This is a genomic window from Bartonella henselae str. Houston-1 (assembly GCF_000046705.1).
In the GTDB taxonomy this organism is placed as follows: Bacteria; Pseudomonadota; Alphaproteobacteria; order Rhizobiales; family Rhizobiaceae; genus Bartonella; species Bartonella henselae.
This window is the reverse complement of the sequence record NC_005956.1, coordinates 961,335-982,296: the sequence shown is the minus strand read 5'-3', so window position 1 is coordinate 982,296 and position 20,962 is coordinate 961,335. Positions and strand designations below refer to the sequence as shown.

At 36.3% G+C, this 20,962-nt stretch carries 16 protein-coding genes; 9 read left to right on the top strand and 7 right to left on the bottom strand.

Annotation, left to right across the window (positions count from 1 at the left end; translation table 11 throughout):
- Positions 1-35 precede the first annotated feature (35 nt).
- Positions 36-2,678, bottom strand: coding sequence for an Rne/Rng family ribonuclease (locus AYT27_RS04485; protein ID WP_011180765.1), 2,643 nt, complete (start codon positions 2,676-2,678; stop codon positions 36-38).
- Between the two features lie 573 nt (positions 2,679-3,251).
- Between AYT27_RS04485 and AYT27_RS04475 the strand changes: the two genes are divergently transcribed.
- The 3 genes from AYT27_RS04475 (at position 3,252) to prfB (ending at position 8,414) form a co-directional block, all read left to right on the top strand.
- Positions 3,252-4,481, top strand: a complete 1,230-nt coding sequence (locus tag AYT27_RS04475) for an N-acetylmuramoyl-L-alanine amidase family protein (protein WP_011180764.1) — start codon at positions 3,252-3,254, stop codon at positions 4,479-4,481.
- A gap of 152 nt (positions 4,482-4,633) precedes the next feature.
- Complete coding sequence (locus tag AYT27_RS04470; RefSeq protein ID WP_034447809.1) at positions 4,634-7,099, top strand: penicillin-binding protein 1A; 2,466 nt, start codon at positions 4,634-4,636, stop codon at positions 7,097-7,099.
- Between the two features lie 186 nt (positions 7,100-7,285).
- Positions 7,286-8,414 (top strand): peptide chain release factor 2 gene (gene prfB, locus AYT27_RS04465; RefSeq protein WP_099358243.1). Its coding sequence is split into 2 segments (ribosomal slippage): positions 7,286-7,354 and positions 7,356-8,414, totalling 1,128 coding nucleotides; the frame shifts between segments, so codons are not numbered across the junction.
- Between the two features lie 132 nt (positions 8,415-8,546).
- Here the strand turns inward: prfB and AYT27_RS04460 are convergent.
- The 3 genes from AYT27_RS04460 to AYT27_RS04450 all read right to left on the bottom strand — a co-directional run bounded on the left by AYT27_RS04460 (position 8,547) and on the right by AYT27_RS04450 (position 11,509).
- Positions 8,547-9,035, bottom strand: a complete 489-nt coding sequence (locus AYT27_RS04460) for a peroxiredoxin (protein WP_011180761.1) — start codon at positions 9,033-9,035, stop codon at positions 8,547-8,549.
- A gap of 263 nt (positions 9,036-9,298) precedes the next feature.
- Complete coding sequence (tyrS, locus tag AYT27_RS04455) at positions 9,299-10,552, bottom strand: tyrosine--tRNA ligase (protein ID WP_011180760.1); 1,254 nt, start codon at positions 10,550-10,552, stop codon at positions 9,299-9,301.
- Between the two features lie 276 nt (positions 10,553-10,828).
- The gene (locus AYT27_RS04450; RefSeq protein ID WP_011180759.1) at positions 10,829-11,509 is read right to left on the bottom strand and encodes an alpha/beta hydrolase; all 681 of its coding nucleotides are present in this window, start codon (positions 11,507-11,509) and stop codon (positions 10,829-10,831) included.
- 182 nt (positions 11,510-11,691) lie between these two features.
- Between AYT27_RS04450 and AYT27_RS04445 the strand changes: the two genes are divergently transcribed.
- The 6 genes from AYT27_RS04445 (at position 11,692) to AYT27_RS04420 (ending at position 18,251) form a co-directional block, all read left to right on the top strand.
- Positions 11,692-12,846: a cysteine desulfurase family protein gene (locus AYT27_RS04445; RefSeq protein WP_011180758.1), complete on the top strand. Its 1,155-nt coding sequence runs from the start codon at positions 11,692-11,694 to the stop codon at positions 12,844-12,846.
- Positions 12,847-12,994: 148 nt separating this feature from the next.
- Positions 12,995-14,506, top strand: a complete 1,512-nt coding sequence (gene sufB, locus AYT27_RS04440) for a Fe-S cluster assembly protein SufB (RefSeq protein WP_011180757.1) — start codon at positions 12,995-12,997, stop codon at positions 14,504-14,506.
- Positions 14,507-14,564: 58 nt separating this feature from the next.
- The gene (sufC, locus tag AYT27_RS04435; protein WP_011180756.1) at positions 14,565-15,320 is read left to right on the top strand and encodes a Fe-S cluster assembly ATPase SufC; all 756 of its coding nucleotides are present in this window, start codon (positions 14,565-14,567) and stop codon (positions 15,318-15,320) included.
- A gap of 11 nt (positions 15,321-15,331) precedes the next feature.
- On the top strand, positions 15,332-16,600 hold the full coding sequence (sufD, locus tag AYT27_RS04430) for a Fe-S cluster assembly protein SufD (protein ID WP_011180755.1): 1,269 nt from the start codon (positions 15,332-15,334) through the stop codon (positions 16,598-16,600).
- 12 nt (positions 16,601-16,612) lie between these two features.
- Positions 16,613-17,857: a cysteine desulfurase gene (locus tag AYT27_RS04425; RefSeq protein ID WP_011180754.1), complete on the top strand. Its 1,245-nt coding sequence runs from the start codon at positions 16,613-16,615 to the stop codon at positions 17,855-17,857.
- Positions 17,850-18,251 carry an SUF system Fe-S cluster assembly protein gene (locus AYT27_RS04420; protein ID WP_011180753.1) on the top strand — a complete coding sequence of 134 codons (402 nt, stop codon included), beginning with the start codon at positions 17,850-17,852 and terminating at the stop codon, positions 18,249-18,251. The genes AYT27_RS04425 and AYT27_RS04420 overlap by 8 nt, the downstream gene beginning before the upstream one ends.
- Before the next feature lie 935 nt (positions 18,252-19,186).
- Here AYT27_RS04420 and sodC read toward each other — a convergent pair.
- From sodC to AYT27_RS04395, 3 genes are all read right to left on the bottom strand, one after another.
- Entirely contained in the window at positions 19,187-19,714 is a 528-nt protein-coding gene (gene sodC / locus AYT27_RS04405; protein ID WP_011180750.1) for a superoxide dismutase family protein, read from the bottom strand.
- 106 nt (positions 19,715-19,820) lie between these two features.
- Positions 19,821-20,135 (bottom strand): hypothetical protein, encoded by a 315-nt coding sequence (locus AYT27_RS04400; protein WP_395948339.1) that lies wholly within the window; start codon positions 20,133-20,135, stop codon positions 19,821-19,823.
- Entirely contained in the window at positions 20,128-20,472 is a 345-nt protein-coding gene (locus AYT27_RS04395; protein WP_034447805.1) for a hypothetical protein, read from the bottom strand. The genes AYT27_RS04400 and AYT27_RS04395 overlap by 8 nt, the downstream gene beginning before the upstream one ends.
- Between the last annotated feature and the right edge of the window lie 490 nt (positions 20,473-20,962).

Below are 20,962 nucleotides of genomic sequence, written 5' to 3'. Positions count from 1 at the left end.
AACCGCCACAAATATTTGTGGCGGTTTTTTTATACTTAATTCTTGGACAGTGTTTTGCGTTTCCACCAACCAACACGCTTAGTTTTGGGAACATCCTCAGGCATTGATGATACAACAACGGGTTGGTTGTTTATTACTTCAGTTTTGGAGGAAGTTGGCTCAATAACTTCCTCTATTATAGTTTCTTGTTTTGATATTTCCTCTATTTGTATTTGTGGTAAGTCCTTAGGGGATGGTTTTTTTCGTGTTTTTCGTACTGATTTTTTACTATTTGCAGGAGTTTTTTCCGCCACCTCATAAGAAGCTTCATCTACTTTTTTTGTTTTAACTTTATTTCGTAAACTTTCTGCAGATTTTTCTTCTAGAGTTTCTGGTGTTGTCACACTTTGATTATTTTCAATGAGTTTCTGATTTTGCCTTGTTTTTGAAGAACGTGCCTTACGCTTTTGAGGTTTAGCAACTGCATCAACTTTTACAGATTCATCTTGTTGTGTAGTTAAGTGTTGTGTATTGTTTTTTACTTCTTCAAACTCCACAGACTTAGCAGCTTGAACATGACGTTGACGGTAATCTGCTTTAATTTCTGCCAAGGCCTGTTTGGCAAATTCTCCAATTGGTTCTGCATAAGGAATATGAATCTGATAAAGATTATTCTCCTGATTACGACGACCACCACGACGTCCTCGACGACGTCCTCGACGACGGGAATCTTCATTTACTATATCATCTTTTTTATGAACCGTAGACAGAGAACTATCATGAATCTCATCTTGACGATTTTTACGTCGACGTTTTTGGTTTGTTTCAATGGATGTGTTATCTTCGATAAATTCACTCTCTCTGCTTTCTCTTAAAAGAGTATTTTCAATGACTTCTTTATGGTCATTTTCAAAAATTAATGGAGGTTGAGAAATTGTCTCTGCTATTGTCCCTTTAGAAATAATGAGATGTTGTGTTCCGATGCTATCATCTGCTTCAATACTAATATTAAGCTTAAAGCGTGCTTCTAAATTAACAAGAATATTCCGTTTGTGGTTTAAGACATAAAACGCTGTTGCTACAGGAGTGCGCACAGTAATGTTATGTTTCGGATTATGAAGAAGATATTCTTCAATTGAGCGCATCACATGTAAAGCAATTGATGATTCAGAGCGTACATTTCCTGTTCCAGAGCAATGCGGGCAGGGGTGTGTTGTACTTTCTAAAACTGATATGCGAATACGCTGACGACTCATTTCCAGAAGTCCGAAATGTGAAATATGACCAACTTGAATACGGGCACGGTCGTTTTTCAAGCAATCTTTCAACTTTTTTTCGACCATCCTGACATTGCGCTCTTCAAGCATATCGATAAAATCAATTACAATCAGGCCAGCGAGGTCACGCAAGCGTAATTGACGTGCTATTTCTTCTGCAGCTTCAAGATTGGTTTGTAAAGCTGTTTTTTCAACAGAAAGTTCTTTGGTAGAGCGGCCAGAATTTACGTCAATAGCAACAAGTGCTTCTGTTTGATTAATAACAAGATAGCCACCAGATTTTAAAGAAACTTGAGGATGCAACATTTTGTCAAGTTGAATTTCGATATTATTGCGCGCAAAAATAGGGATAGGATCGCGATAAGGTTGCACAACTTTTGCATGACTTGGCATCAGCATACGCATGAAGTCTTTTGCTTCACGATATCCTTGATCACCAGAAACGAGAATTTCATTGATATTTTTATTGTAAAGGTCGCGTATAGAACGCTTTATAAGATTGCTTTCTTCATGGACAAGACATGGAGCAGTTGACTTGAGTGTTAAAGTGCGAACAGTATCCCATAGTCGTGTAAGGTATTCATAATCGCGTTTAATCTCAGCTTTTGTTCTATTAGCTCCAGCAGTTCGCAAGATAACTCCCATACCTTTTGGAACTGCTAATTCTTTTACAATTTCTTTAAGACGCTTGCGATCTTGTGCATTCGTGATTTTTCGTGAAATACCACCACCACGCGCTGTATTGGGCATTAAAACAGAATAACGACCTGCTAGAGATAAATATGTTGTGAGTGCGGCACCTTTATTGCCACGCTCTTCCTTGATAACTTGCACCAATAAAATTTGACGTCGTTTAATCACTTCTTGAATTTTATACTGACGTCCTTGTTTACGTTGATAAGTAGGGAGTTCTTCACGGACATCTTCTGCACCAACCATTTCAATGTCGTCATGAGAAACATTTGCATCAAATGCTTCTTCTGCATCATCAATTGTGATTGCATCGAATGTAATGTTATTTACAACATCCGCTGCCATGGTGCTATTTTTCTTATCTTTTTTTGTTTTTCTGGAGCGTTTTTTATTTTTGTTTGTTTCTTCAATGAGAACATCTATATGACTTTCTCCTACGGCAGCTTTTTCTTCTTCTTCAAGAAGAGCGAGGCGATCAGCAAGAGGTATTTGATAATAATCAGGATGAATTTCAGAAAATGTCAAAAAACCATGGCGGTTACCACCATATTCGACAAAAGCTGCCTGAAGAGATGGCTCTACACGGGTAATACGTGCTAGATAAATATTCCCCTTGAGCTGCTTTTTATGTTCCGATTCAAAATCAAGTTCTTCAATTTTGTTGCCATGAACAACAACAACACGTGTTTCCTCCGGGTGGGAGGCATCTATAAGCATTTTGTTTGACATAAGTTAAAATCCTGAAGGCGACATGCGCAATTTGATTAAAACGAACAGCATGACTATTCGTAAACATAAAGGGCTGTCTGCCATAAAAGGGAGGTGCCAGCAAAACAGGATGGGGAATCAAGTGCAGATGTATGATTGCACTGAAAGCATTTTTCATCATCATTTCCATCTGTTTTGTATGACTCATATTTTTGTAAGTCTCCGGCAAAACAATCTTTAAAAAAGTTCGGATATCCGAACCAGCTAATCTTATAACGCAATCCTAGCTAACATAAAGACTTTTCATCCATAAAAAGTCTAAATTTGTAATTTGTAATATGCAACAGATTTTCTAAAGACAATTTAATATGGACTACAGATAATTTAGATGGTGGCTATTATCAGCTAGAAAGCGTAAATGTTCTTTTATGTTGATATCATACTTTTGGCAAGTAACAATTATTAAGATATGCCATTATAATGTCCTTATTGCCTTAATTTAGTTTTTTAGTGTTTAAATTTAAAGCTATTGGCATCACTGTTGTTATAACTAAGATGAATTGTTTGTTTAATGTAGAGTAGAGTATTTTGCTTATGATAAGAGGTTTTTCTATAAAAAAGCCAAAAGCAGCTTATTGGCGTATTATTTTACACCTCACATACTGTATATTATGTTTTTCAATATTCCAAACAAATATCCAAGCTGCGGACGCCCTGGAACTTGTCAATTTGCGAACCATTGGTGATAGTAAGCGCACGCGTATTATTGCAGTTTTTAATGCTGAACCAAATGTTTTTTTGCAGATTTTTGATAATCCTGCACGTTTGGTTATCAATTTACCTATTGTTGATTTTTCAGTGCAAAACACATCTTTAAAGAAACAGAATAAATTATCGAGTATGCTCTCAGATGTGCGTTATAGTTTTTCTGATGTAAAAACTTCACGTATTATTTTGATAAGCAAAACAGCGTTTGTTGTTGAAAAAAGTACAGTACAAAAATTAGAGAATGGTTCATGGCAACTTTTGATTGATATTACCCAAAGCACACAAAAAAAGTTTGATGAGGTATTGAAAAAACAACAAAAAGCTGATTTCAATACGAAAATACAGAGAGATCTCCCCCGTAGTTTTCGTGTTGTACTTGATCCTGGACATGGTGGTATTGACGGTGGTGCACGGGGAGTTACTGGAATTTTAGAAAAAGATGTAACACTAGCCTTTGCACGTGCATTGCGAGATGAATTACAAAAAGGTTCCCACACCATTGTTGCGTTAACACGGGATTCTGATATCTTTCTAAGATTAAGCGAAAGAGTTAAAAAGGCACAGGAATTTGATGCTGATCTTTTTATATCTATTCATGCCGATACAATTGATGTACATTCTCTACGTGGTGCTACAGTATATACCATATCGGACGAGGCATCTGATGCAATTGCGAAGTCTTTAGCTGAAAGTGAAAATAAGGTTGATCTACTTGACGGTTTACCGAAAGAAGAATCGCTTGAATTAACAGATATTTTGCTCGATCTGACCCGACGTGAAACGCATGCATTTTCGATTAATTTTGCTAATAATGTTGTCTCAAATTTATCAAAGAGTCACATCAATTTGATAAATAATCCTCATCGATATGCTGATTTTCAAGTTTTAAAAGCTCCAGATGTTCCCTCTGTCTTGATAGAGATAGGTTATTTATCAAATAAAGAGGATGAAAAATTATTAAATAATCCCCAATGGAGAAAACAAATGGCTGCTTCTATCGCTTATTCTATTCGTCAATTCGCTGAGTATAGACAGAAAATTATGCAGCCTCTTTAAATGGGGGGGGAAATAGAGTATTAATATAATTTTATAGTATAAATATAGAGATGAAAAACAGTTTTTTCTCGCAGTAGTATTTCATGTCGCCTTTTTGTTGGTGAGGTGATGTGTTTTTTTTTCTCATTCTAAAGAAAGCGATAGCCGTTTTGATGATGATTTTTTTTAGATATCTTCTGAGTTTTGTTGTTATAATTGGGTTTTGGAGAGTAATGACGCAGGGAGCGATAGCAAAAAGTCAGACGAGTCCGCTTCCTGACTATGAAGTTCTTTCGCTCTATGAGCCACCTGTGATGACTCGCGTTCATGCTTCTGATGGAAGCCTTATGGCAGAATTTGCCACAAAACGTCGCCTCTATTTACCAATTCAGTCAATCCCAAAACTTCTTAAAGACGCTTTTATTTCAGCTGAAGACAAAAATTTTTATCATCATTTTGGTTTAGATCCCGAAGGGCTCGCTAGAGCTTTAATCAATAATATCCGCAATATTGGTTCTGGAAAACGTCCGGAGGGGGCATCAACCATTACACAACAAGTCGCTAAAAACTTTCTTTTAAGCTCAGACGCAACGTTGGAGCGTAAATTAAAGGAAGCTATCCTGGCAATGCGTATTGAGAAGACTTACTCGAAAGATCATATTCTCGAACTTTATCTCAATGAAATTTATCTTGGTCGTAGTACTTATGGTATCGCAGCAGCATCTTTGACCTATTTCAATAAATCCGTAAATGATCTTACCTTAGAGCAGTGCGCTTATTTGGCTGCTCTTCCCAAAGGTCCAGCAAATTATGATCCATTTAAGAATACACAACGGGCTATTAATCGGCGCAATTGGGTTATAGATAGGATGGTTGCAAATGGATATGTAACACATGAACAAGGTGAAGAAGCTAAAGCAAAACCGTTAGGGGTCACAATACGGGGAAGCGATAATTACGTTTTTGCTGCTGACTATTTTACTGAAGAAGTGCGACGTCGTCTAATGCACCGCTATGGAGCAAAAACACTTTACGAAGGTGGACTTTCAATTCGTACAACACTTGATCCGCATTTGCAACTTATTGCTAGGCGTGCTTTGCACAATGGATTAATTAAATTTGATCATTCACAAGGATGGCGCGGAGCTTATGGACATATTGATAAGAAAGATGATTGGGGTGTAGAACTTGCAAATATAGCTGGATTAAGTGACGTTCCTGAATGGCGTTTAGCTGTTGTTCTTTCTGCTAACGCTCATAAAGTAGAGATTGGTTTACAGCCACAGCGCGAAGCTTCAGGTTTATTATCAACAAAGCGGGAAATTGCTGTTTTGTCTGAAACCGATTCAAAATGGGCATTACATATTATTAAAGAAAATGGCTATCGAAAAACTGTTCGGGATTTATCTCATGTTCTGCAAGTTGGAGATGTTGTTTTTGTCGAAAAAACCTCAAATACAGACAATATTTATCGTTTACAACAAATCCCAAAGGTTGAGGGTGCAATTGTTGCTATGGAACCTCATACAGGGCGTGTTCTTGCGATGGTAGGAGGGTTTTCTTTTGCAGCATCTGAATTTAATCGTGCAACACAAGCCTATCGTCAGCCTGGTTCTGCTTTCAAGCCTTTTGTATATGCAGCCGCACTTGATAATGGATATACACCAGCATCCGTTGTTTTAGATGGTCCTATTGAAATTCGCCAATATAATGGTGAGGTTTGGCAACCTAAAAACTATGGTGGCACTTTTGCAGGACCTTCGACGTTGCGTTATGGCATTGAATATTCTCGTAATCTTATGACGATACGGCTTGCCAATGATATGGGAATGCCTCTTGTTGCTGAATATGCAGAGCGTTTTGGTATTGTAGATGAATTACAACCTTATCTTCCCATGGCTTTAGGGGCTGCTGAAACAACAGTTCTACGGATGGTTACAGCTTATTCAGTGATAGCCAATGGGGGACGCTCTATTAATCCTTCTTTAATAGACAGAATTCAAGATCGTTATGGGAAAACAATTTACCGTCATGATGATCGTTTTTGTGAAAATTGTAATGCTCAGTCATGGGATAATCAAAGTGAACCCACATTGATTGATGAGCGAGATCAAGTTCTTGATCCTATGACAGCTTATCAGATTACATCAATGATGGAAGGGGTTATTCAGCGCGGTACAGCTGGGCATTTGCGTTATCTCAATCGACATATTGCTGCTAAAACAGGAACAACGAATGACTCCAAAGATGTATGGTTTATGGGATTTACCCCTGATCTTGTTGTTGGTATTTTTGTCGGTTACGATCAACCAGCACCTTTAGGATACAATGGAACGGGAAGTTCATTGGCCGCGCCTATTTTTGGTGAGTTTATGGCAGCGGCTTTGAAAGGAAAGCCAGATGTACCATTTAAAATGCCGGAAGGTATGATTTTAATGCCTATTAATCGTAAGACGGGTATGCTTGCAGAAAGAGGAGAGCAAGATGTTATTATAGAAGCCTTTAAACCAGGAACTGGACCTGCTGATATATATCAGGTCATTGGAAGTACGAACTCTTTTCAAGAAGGTGTTCCTGTAATAACGACTTCTCCACAAGTCAACAAGGCTCTTGAAAGTGGTACAGGTGGGTTGTATTAATCGGTAAGAATCTTTTTTAGGTAACTGGCAGAGAGAAAGAATTTTTCTCTGTTTTTTGCAGTATAGCTACAGTCAAAGAGCTTAAGGAAGCTATGCTGGCTTCTTATTATGACCCTTGAATTTGTAAAAATGCTAAAATGCATAACTCTAAAGAATTTTAAAAAATAAAAATGATGGTGTTAAATTATGCGAGCGGAAATAGAAACATTAGTCGAGGAAATCCAACAAGCAATTAAGTTGCTAAGGGGGCATCTTTGACTGGGATCAATCACTCAAACGTCTCGAATATCTCAATCAAAAAGCAGAAGATCCAACACTTTGGGATAATGCACAACAAGCGCAAGATATGATGCGTGAGCGTCAGCGTCTTGATGATTCCATTAATGGCATTCGATCATTTACAAAAACACTTGAAGAGTGCATTGAGTTAATCGCAATGGGTGAAGAAGAAAGTGATATCGAAATTATCACGGATGCAGAAAATTCAATACGCAATCTTAAGAGTGAAATAGATAAAAGACAAATTGATGCGCTTCTTTCAGGAGAAGCCGACCAGAATGATACTTATCTAGAAGTGCATGCTGGTGCAGGAGGTACGGAAAGCCAAGATTGGGCTTCTATGCTGTTACGCATGTATATGCGCTGGGCTGAACAGCATAAAATGAAGGTTGAAATCTTAGAAATTCACGATGGAGAAGAAGCCGGAATAAAATCAGCGACTCTTCTTGTAAAAGGGCATAATGCGTATGGTATGTTGAAGACGGAATCAGGTGTGCATCGTTTGGTACGCATTTCGCCGTTTGATTCAAATGCAAAACGTCATACTTCTTTTGCAAGCATTTGGGTCTACCCAGTTATTGACGATAATATTGAAGTTGATGTTTCAGAAGCAGATGTGCGTATTGATACATATCGTGCGTCAGGAGCTGGAGGACAACATGTCAATACGACAGATTCTGCAGTGCGCATCACACATATAAAAACAGGTATTGTTGTTCAATGTCAAACAGAGCGTTCTCAGCATAAAAATCGAGCAATTGCCTGGTCTATGTTGCGTGCAAGACTTTATGAAGAAGAGCTCAAAAAGAGAGAAGAAGAAACAAATGCTGTTGAAGCTTCTAAAACAGAAATCGGATGGGGACATCAAATTAGATCATATGTTCTTCAGCCCTATCAACTTGTCAAAGATTTACGCACAGGTGTTGAAAATACGGATCCCCAATCCGTACTTAATGGCAATTTAGATTCCTTTATAGAAGCTGCACTTGCTCGACGCATCTACGGAAAAGACCCAGAAATTGAGGATATTGATTAATCAGATATAATCTTTTCAACTTTTATAGTGTGTTTGCTTAATCGGTTGTTCATTCCGTTCAACCAGTTTTTACCAATTAAAAACCAATTAGAGGAAGAGTGGCTTTCGTTTTTTATAGGAGGCATTGCGTTATTAAATTGATAAGCTTTTACGATATAAAAATGTAGCAGCAGCTAAAACATTTTCGGCGTGTCCAGATACGCTAACTTTGCGCCACTCTTCCACTATTGTTCCAGTTGGATCAATCAAAAAAGTGCTTCGTTCAACGCCCATATATTTGCGTCCATACATGCTTTTTTCAACCCAAACGCCATAAGCCTCAAGCGTTGTTTTTTCTTCATCAGAAACAAGGATGATATCAAGCGCGTGTTTTATTTTAAATTTTTCATGTTTTTTAACATTGTCTGGAGATATCCCAATAATAACAACCCCGATTTCATCAAACTTTGTCTTTAGTCGGGTAAAGTCAAGGGCTTCATTTGTGCAGCCACTGGTATCATCTTTCGGATAAAAATATAAAACAACCATTTTTCCTTGAAGATCAGAAAGACATAATTTATCCCCACCATCGCGCGGCAAATTGAAATCAGGTGCTGGAGTGCCTTTCATTTGTTTTGTCATTGTTGTGCCTTTCTTTTTTGTGTAAGCATTGCCTATGAGAATACATAGGACCATGGAGTATAGAGAATAAATCATAGACATCATTCTTCAACTCTCTCTAGAATATATAATTATTTTGGAGAATTGTTATCTATCGTAAAGAGCGCATTATAGCATAACGATTGAATTAAGAAAATGAGGTTAGCCATTAGAAGCACAAGCCTTGCGCATCAAACCAACGTAAAAAGTTATAAAATAAGATCAGAAAATCATAAAGAAAGAGATTAGAGTGGTTTTATCAAAACATGTTTTTTCTTACCGAAAGAAAGTTTAATGATTCCTTGTGCATTGATATCTTCTTCGCGAATAAGATGTGTTTCATCCTCAATAATGTGATCATTGACACGAACTCCTCCACCTTGAATATGTCGGCGTGCTTCACTGTTCGATTTAGAAAGTCCTGCTTGTACTAAAAGAATCAGCAATCCAGTACCCATTTTTAAATCATTGGCGTTAATTTCAAAAGTTGGAAGATTTTCTCCGAGAGTTCTTTCTTCAAAAGTTTTACGGGCAGTTTCTGCTACTGCATTTGCAAGATCGCGTCCGTGTAACATTGCTGTAATTTCTGTTGCAAGAATTTTCTTTGCTTCATTAATTTCAGTCCCTTGTAATGCAGAAAGTTTAAGAATCTCGTCCATTGGCAATGGTGTATAAAGCTTTAAAAATCGTGTAACATCAGCATCTTCTGTGTTTCGCCAATATTGCCAAAATTGATAAGGTGACAGCATATCAGCATTAAGCCAGACAGCTCCATTTAATGACTTACCCATTTTTGCACCGGAAGACGTTGTCAGTAATGGTGAAGTGAGAGCATATAATTGTGGTGTTCCTAAGCGATGTCCTAGTTCAATTCCGTTAATAATATTGCCCCATTGATCAGAGCCACCCATTTGCATACGGAGCCCATAACGCTTATAAAGTTCAACAAAATCATAAGCTTGTAGGATCATATAATTAAACTCTAAGAATGATAAAGAATGCTCGCGTTCAAGTCTGAGTCTGACAGAATCAAATGACAACATACGATTAACGGAAAAATGCTTTCCTATATCACGCAAAAATTCTAAGTAGTTTAAGGTGCACAGCCATTCAGCATTATTGACTATGCATGAATCGGTTTCTCTCTCACCGAATGTTAAATATCGAGCAAATACCTTTTTAATATCAGCAATGTTTGCAGCAATATCATCTTGTGTCAGAAGACGTCTCGCTTCATCCTTAAAGGAAGGATCACCGATTAATCCTGTTCCTCCTCCCATCAAAACAATGGGTCGATGACCGGTTTTTTGTAACCAATAAAGCATCATAATTTGAAGAAGACTGCCAGCATGGAGACTTGATGCTGTAGGATCAAATCCAATATAAGCGCTCACAACTTCTTTTGAAAAAAGAGCATCTAAGCCTTTTTCATCGGAAATTTGGTGGATAAAACCACGTTCGCTCATAATGTTTAAAAAATCAGATTTAAAGGCAAGCACAGATTTTATTTCCTGATGAATATCGCATTATTTATAGAATAAATCGTTTATGCACCTTTTCTAGCATAGATAATGCATATCTCACAAGAGAATGAAAAATATTACTGATAACACAGAGCCTATCTTGCTTTTATATTTTAGGGAGAAACAGTTTTCATTGAAAAAAAACGCATTCTTTTACCTTTAGAGACAAATAAAATAGGAAGAAAGCTTTGAAAAAACGCAACAAATAAACAGCATATCTGTTATCAGAATGTTTTTTTATTTCCAACATTTCTAAGTAAGTGAAAGTACTTCAGGTGGAGAAGTAAGGAGCTCACTTGCAATATGATTATCCAAATATTGTGCGCATTTTTCAATAAGTTCCTGATTGCACCCGCTAAAAAAGTGGTTAGCACCTTCCAGTATTTCTTGTGTAATAGTGATGCCTTTTTGCGTTTTTAATTTATCGACAAGTGTTTGAACATCTTTTGGGGGTGCGACCTTATCAATGTCACCGTGAATGATAAGCCCAGAGGAGGGACAAGGAGCAAGAAATGAAAAGTCGTAAATATTAGGTTGAGGAGCAACAGATATAAAGCTCTCTATTTCTGGTCTGCGCATTAAAAGTTGCATACCAATCCATGCACCAAATGAATATCCAGCGACCCAACAATTTTTAGAATCAGGATGTTGTGTTTGCACCCAATCAAGTGCAGCAGCGGCATCTGAAAGTTCTCCTATTCCATAATCAAATTCGCCCTGACTGCGACCAATACCACGAAAATTAAAACGCAACGTAGTAAAACCACGTTGTTGAAACATATAGAAGAGATCATAAACAATTTTATGATTCATTGTCCCACCAAATTGAGGATGAGGATGCAAAACAATCGCAATCGGTGCATTTTTTTGTTGTGAAGGTTGATAACGTCCTTCAAGCCGACCTGCGGGACCATTAAAAATAATTTCTGGCATTAAATGCTCCTTAAATGCTATAAAGGCTCTCATTGACCTTGGCTTGTTATTACTCTTCGTCTACTTTATATAATCATTTTATTTTCATGAACCGTTAGATATTCTGTTTTGGGTGTGTTTTTCAAGAAAATTGCGCCACTTTTTAAAAATCAATTCTTAAAGATTAATGATTACGATATAAAATGGTTGTAAAACGTCGATATTTTGATCATAACGCGACAACACCGCTTAAGAAGGCGGCAGAGGTAGCGTTACTGGAATCTTTAGAGATCTTTGGTAATCCCTCATCCGTTCATACGGAAGGACGTGCTGCTAAAGCTTTATTACAAAAGGCACGTCGACAAATTGCTAAAAGTCTTAACGCAAATCCAGATCATGTTGTATTCACGTCTGGTGCAAGTGAAGCAGCCATGACTTTATTAACACCCTTTTATAATATGGGAAGCTCTAAAGTTCAATTTTCCCATCTTTACATTGGGGCAACTGAACATCCATCTGTTGCAGAAGGTGGACGTTTTCCTAAAGAATTCATTAGTACAATTGCTGTTGATCAAGATGGACTTATTCAACAAGATAAATTGCTCTCTCTCTTAAGCTTTCATGATAAAACAAAGGGACTTCCTCTTGTTGCTATTCAAGCCGCAAATGGTGAAACGGGTGTTATGCAACAAATAAAAGAAATAGCCGCTATTGTTAGGAACTGTGGAGGTACTCTTATTGTTGATTTGACACAGTATATAGATAAAAATTTTGTTGATGTTCATCAGATGGAAGGAGATTTTTTTATATTGTCTGCGCATAAAATTGGTGGTCCTAAAGGGATTGGTGCTTTTGTTTCATGCGGAAACCTTTTGATGCCGTATCCTCTTATTGTTGGAGGAGGGCAAGAAAAAGGTTTGCGTGGAGGAACAGAAGCATTGCCACTTATTGCTGCTTTTGGGGCAGCAATGGCTGATTGCTATAACCAAGAAGAAATAAAGCAATTACTCTATTTACGCCATAAATTAGAAGATGGAATACAGAAAATATGTCATGATGTTGAAATCTTTGGCAAAAAAGTTCAGCGTTTACCAAACACAACTTATTTCACTGTGCGCAACATAAAAGCTGAAACTTTACAAATTAGTTTTGATTTGGCAGGATTTTCGGTATCAGCAGGCTCTGCTTGCTCTTCAGGAAAAGTAAAACAAAGCCGTGTTTTGGAGGCAATGGGATATGATGTTCCAAATGGTGCAATTCGTATTTCAACAGGACGGTGCACGACTTCCAAAGATATTGATGATTTTTTATTGTTTTTTTCTCAAATTATAAATAAGAAAAAAGCTGGAACTTTATAAAAACTAGAATTATTTTAAAAAATAAAATAAGCTTGATTGAAAATTTCCCACTTTGCATATAACCTAGTAAATGAATTGCTTTCTTCATTCTTTTAAAAGACAAGACCTTTAATCATCGATTCTTGATGCCCTCAAATGGAGAAGATTTATGCCGGCAGTACAAGAAACAATACGTCAAGTACGTGAAATAGATGTTGATCAATATAAATACGGCTTTGAAACCAAAATTAAAACAGATAAAGCTCCAAAGGGTTTAAATGAAGATATTATCAGATTTATTTCTGCTAAAAAATGTGAACCTGAATGGATGCTAAAATGGCGTTTACAAGCTTTTCGCCGTTGGCTGACAATGCAAGAGCCTGATTGGGCGCGTATTGAATATCCCAAAATTGATTTTCAGGAGCTTCATTATTATGCCGCTCCTAAAAATCATACAGGACCAAAATCTTTGGAAGAAGTGGATCCTGAGTTGTTGGCAACTTATGAAAAACTTGGCATTCCACTTAAGGAGCAAGAAATTTTAGCAGGAGTAAGAAAACAATCTGATCCTTCTACTTTTGATGAGAGTGTTTATGCGTCAGGGCAGGTAGCTGTTGATGCAGTCTTCGATTCTGTTTCTGTTGTGACGACATTTAAAAAAGAATTAGCGCGTGCTGGTGTTATTTTTTGCTCTATTTCAGAAGCAATTATCGAACATCCTGCTCTTATTAATCAATATTTAGGAACAGTTGTACCTGTAGGAGACAATTATTATGCTGCTTTAAATGCAGCTGTTTTTACAGATGGTTCATTTGTTTATATTCCCAAAGGAGTTCGTTGTCCTATGGAACTTTCAACTTATTTCAGGATTAATGAACGCAATACAGGACAATTTGAGAGAACATTGATTATTGCTGATGAAGATTCTTACGTTTCTTATCTTGAAGGATGTACGGCACCCCAACGTGATGAAAATCAACTCCATGCTGCTGTTGTTGAACTCGTTGCGCTCAAAAATGCAGAAATTAAATATTCTACAGTACAAAATTGGTATCCTGGCGATAAAGAGGGCAATGGTGGTATTTATAATTTTGTGACAAAGCGCGGAGACTGTCGGGGTGATAATTCCAAAATCTCATGGACACAAATCGAAACGGGTTCTGCAATTACTTGGAAATATCCCTCTTGCTTACTTCGTGGAGACAATTCACGTGGAGAATTTTATTCTATTGCTGTAGCAAATGGTCATCAACAAATTGATTCCGGTACAAAAATGATTCACTTGGGAAAAAATACATCCAGCCGTATTGTTTCCAAAGGTATTTCTGCTGGTTTTTCAAATAACACTTATCGAGGACAAGTCACCGCACATCGAAAAGCGCACAATGCACGTAATTTTACGCAATGTGATAGTTTGTTAATTGGAAATGATTGTGGTGCTCATACAGTACCTTATATTGAAGCAAAAAATGCGACAGCACAATTTGAACATGAAGCAACAACATCAAAAATTTCTGATGATCAGCTTTTTTATGTTATGCAGCGGGGAATTCCTGAAGAAGAAGCAATCGCATTAATTGTGAATGGTTTTGTAAAAGAAGTTATTCAGAAACTTCCTATGGAATTTGCTGTCGAAGCACAGAAGCTTATTGGTATCAGTCTTGAGGGTAGTGTGGGATAATTGTTTTAAGTAAAGAAGCACACTTTTAACATACAACAGCCAGAACAGGAATTAAATGATGTTAGAGATAAAAGGTTTACGTGCCCGTATTGTTGGGACCAATACAGAAGTTATTCGTGGTTTAAACTTGACTGTTGCAGATGGTGAAGTTGCTGCTATCATGGGACAGAATGGGGCTGGAAAGTCTACCTTGTCTTATTTACTTGCTGGTCGTGATGATTATGAAGTGATAGATGGCGATATTCTTTATAATGGACAATCACTTTTAGAAATGGATCCAGCAGAGCGTGCTGCATACGGTGTTTTTCTTGCATTTCAATATCCAATGGAAATACCTGGAGTAGCAACGATGGAATTTTTAAAAGTTGCGATGAATTCTCAACGCAAAGCGCGTGGTGATCAAGAACTCAAAATTCCTGAATTTATAAAATGTGTTAAGGAAATTTCTTCCAAACTTGAAATAAATATGGATATGCTCAAACGTCCGTTAAATGTAGGTTTTTCAGGTGGAGAAAAAAAACGTGCTGAAATTTTACAAATGGCGCTTCTTGAACCTAAACTTTGTATTTTAGATGAAACGGACTCTGGTTTAGATATTGATGCACTAAAAATTGTTGCAGATGGTGTCAATAAGCTCCGTGATCCAAAGCGTTCATTTTTGGTTATTACTCATTATCAACGCCTGCTTAATTATATTATTCCTGATACGGTACATGTTCTTTATAAAGGACGTATTATTAAAAGCGGAGATAAATCATTAGCGCTTTATCTAGAACAGAACGGATATGCTGATCTTATCAGAGAAGCAGCTTGAGGTCATCAAATATGAATGTAAATTCGCAGCAAGAATTGTTAACGGTTGAAGAAGATATACTCAAGAATTTCAATCAGTATGTGAGCAATTTACCTGGTGATAAGACGGTGCAAGTAATCCGCAAAAGAGCTATTGAATTGTTTAAAACCACAAGACTTCCTTCACGTAAAATTGAAAGTTGGCACTATACTAATTTGCGCACATTATTAAAATCTGTGAGTCATTTTTCACCAGAAAATAATGGACAATTGGTTGGCGGATTACTTTCAGAAAGTCAGGTATTTTCCATTGAAAACGGCAAAACACTTACACACCCAGAAATATCAGATGTTACAATAAAACGTCTTGCAGAGGAACTGGAAAAAGAAAGTGCAAAAATAGACTTCGTCACTTCTGATGAAGATTTTATTGGACAATTAAATATAGCTTTTGTTACGGATGGTTGGCTTTTTCATATTCCTGAAAATACAAAATTAAATGTTCCTATTGAGTTGCAAAATATTCAAATGGGTGGGCAATCTCATACTTTTTCAGATATAAAAATGGATAAAAACAGTCAAGCTGTGTTTGTTGAACATCAGACTGGCGATGATAAAGAGACCTTCATCAGTTCGATATTTTCATTAAATGTTGCAGCTTATGGTGAGGTTACATGGATTCTTATTCGCAATCGCGGTTTTAATTCTACACAGTTTGGTAAATTTCGCGCTGTCCTTGGACAAGGCGCTAAATTATCGCTTTATGTGATTAATATAGGCAGTCAACTTAATCGTCAGGAAATTGATGTTGAATTACAGGGGGAAGAGTCTGATTTTCAATTACGGGTTATAAATTTGCTCTCTGGACAAACACACAGCGATCTTACGATGACTGTTCGTCACATTGAAGAAAAATCAACCTCGACAGAAATTGTACGTAATGTAGTTACGGATAAGGCGGTTGGTGTATTTCAAGGGATAATACGTGTTGCTCAAAAAGCTCAAAAAACAGATGCTCGCATGGCTTGTAATAGTCTCATTCTTTCAGATGATGCAGAATTTAATGCAAAACCTGAACTGGAAATTTTCGCTGATGATGTTGTATGTGGCCATGGTGCGACGGTTGCTAATATTAATTGTGATCATCTTTTTTATCTCATGGCGCGCGGTATTCCTTTTAAAACTGCTCGTGCCCTTTTAATTAAAGGATTCGTTTCCGAACTCATTGATGATATCAAACAAGAGAATATCCAGACTATTTTGGAAAATATCACTGGCAAATGGTTAGAAAAAAATGTTTAAGGTAGAGAAGAAATGGAAAATAACGTACAAACATTAAGTTATAATGTAGAAGAAATTCGACGTGATTTTCCCCTTTTGCACCGTGATGTTTATGGAAAGCGATTAGCTTATCTTGACAGTGGTGCTTCTGCTCAAAAACCACAATCAGTGCTCAATGCAATGCATAATTGTTATCGACACAGTTACGCTAATGTGCATAGAGGAATATATTTTTTAGCGAATGCAGCAACACAATCTTATGAAAATGCCCGTGAAACAGTTCGTATTTTTTTAAATGCTCAAACAGCTAAAGAAATTGTTTTTACAAAAAATGCAACAGAAGCCATTAATACTGTTGCTTATGGTTGGGCTATGTCCAAATTAAAGGAAGGTGATGAGATTGTTTTGACTATCATGGAACATCATTCAAATATTATTCCTTGGCATTTTCTTCGTGAACAAAAAGGTGTTAAGCTTGTTTTTGTCCCTGTTGATGAAAATGGTGTTCTCCATATTGAAGATTTTGAAAAGGCTTTCAGCGAAAGAACGCGGCTTGTTACTCTTACTCATATGTCAAATATATTGGGAACTGTACCTCCTGTTAAAGAGATTATTAAACAAGCGCATCAAAATGGTATTCCTGTTCTTGTTGATGGTTCCCAAGGAGCTATACATTTAACAGTTGATGTGCAAGATCTTGATTGTGATTGGTATGTGTTTACTGGTCATAAGCTTTATGGTCCTACGGGTATTGGTGTTCTTTATGGTAAGGAACATAGGCTAGAAGAAATGCATCCTTTTCAAGGGGGAGGGGAAATGATCGAGGATGTGACAATTGATAAAGTTTCTTATAATGCTCCTCCTTACCGCTTTGAAGCGGGAACTCCTCCTATAGTTGAAGCTATTGGATTGGCCGCTGCTATTGATTATATGCAAAAGAAGGATCGAAAAGCAATTCATGCCCATGAAATGGCACTTTTAACTTATGCGCATGAAAAACTAAAAACGGTTGATTCATTACGTATTTATGGTCATTCTCCTCATAAAGGAGCAATTATATCATTTGCAATTGAAGGTATTCATGCACATGATATTGCGATGTTTTTGGATAGAAAAGGGGTTGCTATACGGGCAGGAACCCATTGTGCACAGCCTTTATTACAACGCTTTGGTTTAACATCTATTTGTCGTGCATCATTAGCTATGTATAATACTTGTGAAGATATTGATCAGTTAGTGGAAGCATTGAAAGAAACAAGGACATTTTTTAATGGCTGAACCAATTGAAGAGCGTCATTCTACAGAACCTGTTGAAACTGTAAGAGAAAATAAAAAATCTTACATATCAGCAATTCCGGCAGATGAAATTGATCGTATGACGAATGATATTATCGCTGCTCTCAAAACAGTTTATGATCCGGAGATTCCTGCTGATATTTATGAGTTAGGGTTGATTTATCGTATTGATATTGAAGATGATCGTTCGGTAAAAATTGAAATGACGCTCACTGCACCCGGATGTCCTGTTGCAGGTGAAATGCCGGGTTGGGTAGAAAATGCTGTAAGTGCAGTTGAGGGGGTCTTGCATGTTGAGGTCACTATGACATTTGATCCGCCATGGACACCTGATTGTATGTCAGAAGAAGCGCAAATTGCTGTCGGATGGTATTAAATGTTGTTTGGAGAGTTTAATTCAATGTATTTATGAATGCGTTTATTGAGTTTTTGTAAGCATTTAAATTTAAGAACATTAAATGGGTTATAATAAACAAAAATTAGAAACTCACTTGGATAGGAAAAGAAAGACGCCCAGACGCCCAAAACTTGAGCCCTGTATTTTATTGGAAGATCTTGAAAAATCTTATCATGCTCCGCATCAATTTTCTGTGAGCGATATTTTTGATAATAAACTCATTTTTTGTGATAATTTGCTTGCATTCAAAGCGCTTGAACAAAAATATACAGGTACGGTAAAGTGTTATCTATATTGATCCACCTTATAAATGGTTAATTTAAGTCTTATGAGAGATAGGCTAGAACTCCTCCATCATTTTCTTGTGGATGATGGAAGTATCTAGCTGATAGTAAATCACATTACGCTAAGGTTATATGCAATGAATTCTCTTCTACGCAGTGTTAAAAGAATTCCGAATGCTTTCAAATTTACATGGAATTGGATTTATAAGACTTGATAGGAAAAACTTTTCCGAGAGTCAGATTATGATTCCTACGAAAGAGCGTAATGAAATTGATTGGAATACCGTTAATAGATTATCAGAGAAAAAAAGACTTTTTTATTATTTAAACTCATCCGTCAATTTTATCAAACTGGCGAATTTCACCAGTTTGATTGGGATTATTTCTCAGAAGAATTTATTGTTTCAGGTTTCTCTCACTCTCAAACTTTTTAATTTATCTCTCACCACTCTTAATCGTACATTTTTCAGAGCAATAAAAATTAACATCTGAAGGGAAGAGCTTTTGGCTTTACTACCAAACATATTTTGTCTACAGTAAAGGATTATTAAAAACTTTGATTGCTTAAATAGAAACAAAATCTCTCATCGTTTAAAAAATATCAATAACTTTAAATAGCTTCTGATAGACTTACTCTTCAATAATACCACATGCTAAACGTGCACCACCCCCGCCAAGCGGTAATGGCTTATCTGACTGATTATCGCCTCCTATATGAATTATTACTGAATGGCCTTTAACTTCGGAAAGCTTTTTGAGTCGTGGAGCGATAACACTCATCGTCGCTCTTCCTTGTTCATCGACATACAGTGCTGGTAAGTCACCAAGATGACCGTTAATATTATAAGGTCCGAGATGTTTGTTGGTTTGGTAAGGATCATAATGACCACCTGCGGCACCACCAATTACACCATCTTTTGTATCACATGAAGGATTTACATGTACATGAAAACCATGAAAACCCTCTGGCAAGCTAGACAAATTCGGTGCAAAAATCAAACCGTATATATTTTCTTCAATTTCAATTGTACCAATAGGATTTTTCAGGTTATTTTCTTTTAGTTCATAAATCTTTACTTGCGTAGAATCTGCTAATACATTAGATATACAATTAAAAAATGCAACTTGAGCTAAAAATAAAAATATAAGTTTATTCATACAGCACCTTTTTTTGTAATTATATTAATAAATTTTATATTTCATAATAAAAAATATTCTTTAGATAATGATTTTCTACTTATTACGAAATTTGTAAGAAAAATAATTATTTATGATGTATATAAGTTTCCAATAAAATACAAAATATACCGACAAAAACACCCATTATTGATCCTATCATTGCACCAATTATCGTTCCGGCGAAAAGTGCTATACCTGTACTCATTGCGATAATTGGACCAAAGCCTGGAAGAGCAATATAACCACATGCTGCTAGGATTGCTGCGATTGCTCCTGATACGCTACCATTTAAACTTCCAATGAAAGCAGACCCTTTAATAGAATGATAAATCTTTTTTAAAAAATTTCTTTTCTCACTGTTATGAGAATCAATGTTGCTATAAGCTCTAAAATCAGTCACATTTCTTTCTTTCATTTTGAATGCTAACTATTCCAGAATAATCGACAGATACAAAAAAATGGCACTTTTTAAATTCTACTAAAGCGCGCCAAATACCTTTGTCATCTAAACGCAATCGTTTAATATTCCTAAAGCCATTTTGCAAGAGGCAATTTTTAATTTGCGAGGCAGTAAATGAATTTTGGCCTGGTTTAGTAATGTCTTTTTGAGAATCATATGCAAAGATTTGACAATAGGGGGCATGGAAAACTTCACTTATTGAAACTGTAACTATAGATGAGATACATATAATCAGCATAAAAAAAATACTTAATCTCAAATTTTTACTTAATCTCATCTTGTCACCATCTATTGAAACAATACTTTAATAACTTTTTTATTGATGACAGGTTCCAGAGAATAGCTTATTTTCAATTTTATATTTTTATATTTAATGACGTAAAATTTTTAAAATTTACGTTGATTAATTAAAAACGTTTTTCTTTTTTATACGACCGTGTATTTCTCTTTTCTTATTCAAACAGGCATTTTTATAGAATTCATATATTTAAGTAACTGATATAACTAAAAGTGTATTATAATAGATTCACGTCTACTTTTTATTGTGTGATTTACGCTTTGCTTCAGCAAACTGTTTTATCACTTTTGATTCCTATATATTCATATATTTGCCGCTTTGTTTTGATTATTGTTTTTTTGATGAAAATAGAATAGAGTAAGAATATAAAAATAAAGTTTGCGATTTTTATCGTCGATAAATCTGACTTTTCTGATTCACATTCATTGATAGGAGATGCCTGATTAACTTTTCATACCCCGAATTTTCC

Excerpts from the sequence above, each read along its gene's own strand:
- AYT27_RS04485 (WP_011180765.1), bottom strand. The coding sequence starts at position 2,678 with ATGTCAAACAAAATGCTTATAGATGCCTCCCACCCGGAGGAAACACGT.
- AYT27_RS04475 (WP_011180764.1), top strand. The coding sequence starts at position 3,252 with ATGATAAGAGGTTTTTCTATAAAAAAGCCAAAAGCAGCTTATTGGCGT.
- AYT27_RS04470 (WP_034447809.1), top strand. The coding sequence starts at position 4,634 with ATGATGATTTTTTTTAGATATCTTCTGAGTTTTGTTGTTATAATTGGG.
- AYT27_RS04460 (WP_011180761.1), bottom strand. The coding sequence starts at position 9,035 with ATGACAAAACAAATGAAAGGCACTCCAGCACCTGATTTCAATTTGCCG.
- AYT27_RS04450 (WP_011180759.1), bottom strand. The coding sequence starts at position 11,509 with ATGCCAGAAATTATTTTTAATGGTCCCGCAGGTCGGCTTGAAGGACGT.
- AYT27_RS04445 (WP_011180758.1), top strand. The coding sequence starts at position 11,692 with ATGGTTGTAAAACGTCGATATTTTGATCATAACGCGACAACACCGCTT.
- sufB (WP_011180757.1), top strand. The coding sequence starts at position 12,995 with ATGCCGGCAGTACAAGAAACAATACGTCAAGTACGTGAAATAGATGTT.
- sufC (WP_011180756.1), top strand. The coding sequence starts at position 14,565 with ATGTTAGAGATAAAAGGTTTACGTGCCCGTATTGTTGGGACCAATACA.
- sufD (WP_011180755.1), top strand. The coding sequence starts at position 15,332 with ATGAATGTAAATTCGCAGCAAGAATTGTTAACGGTTGAAGAAGATATA.
- AYT27_RS04425 (WP_011180754.1), top strand. The coding sequence starts at position 16,613 with ATGGAAAATAACGTACAAACATTAAGTTATAATGTAGAAGAAATTCGA.
- AYT27_RS04420 (WP_011180753.1), top strand. The coding sequence starts at position 17,850 with ATGGCTGAACCAATTGAAGAGCGTCATTCTACAGAACCTGTTGAAACT.
- sodC (WP_011180750.1), bottom strand. The coding sequence starts at position 19,714 with ATGAATAAACTTATATTTTTATTTTTAGCTCAAGTTGCATTTTTTAAT.
- AYT27_RS04395 (WP_034447805.1), bottom strand. The coding sequence starts at position 20,472 with ATGAGATTAAGTAAAAATTTGAGATTAAGTATTTTTTTTATGCTGATT.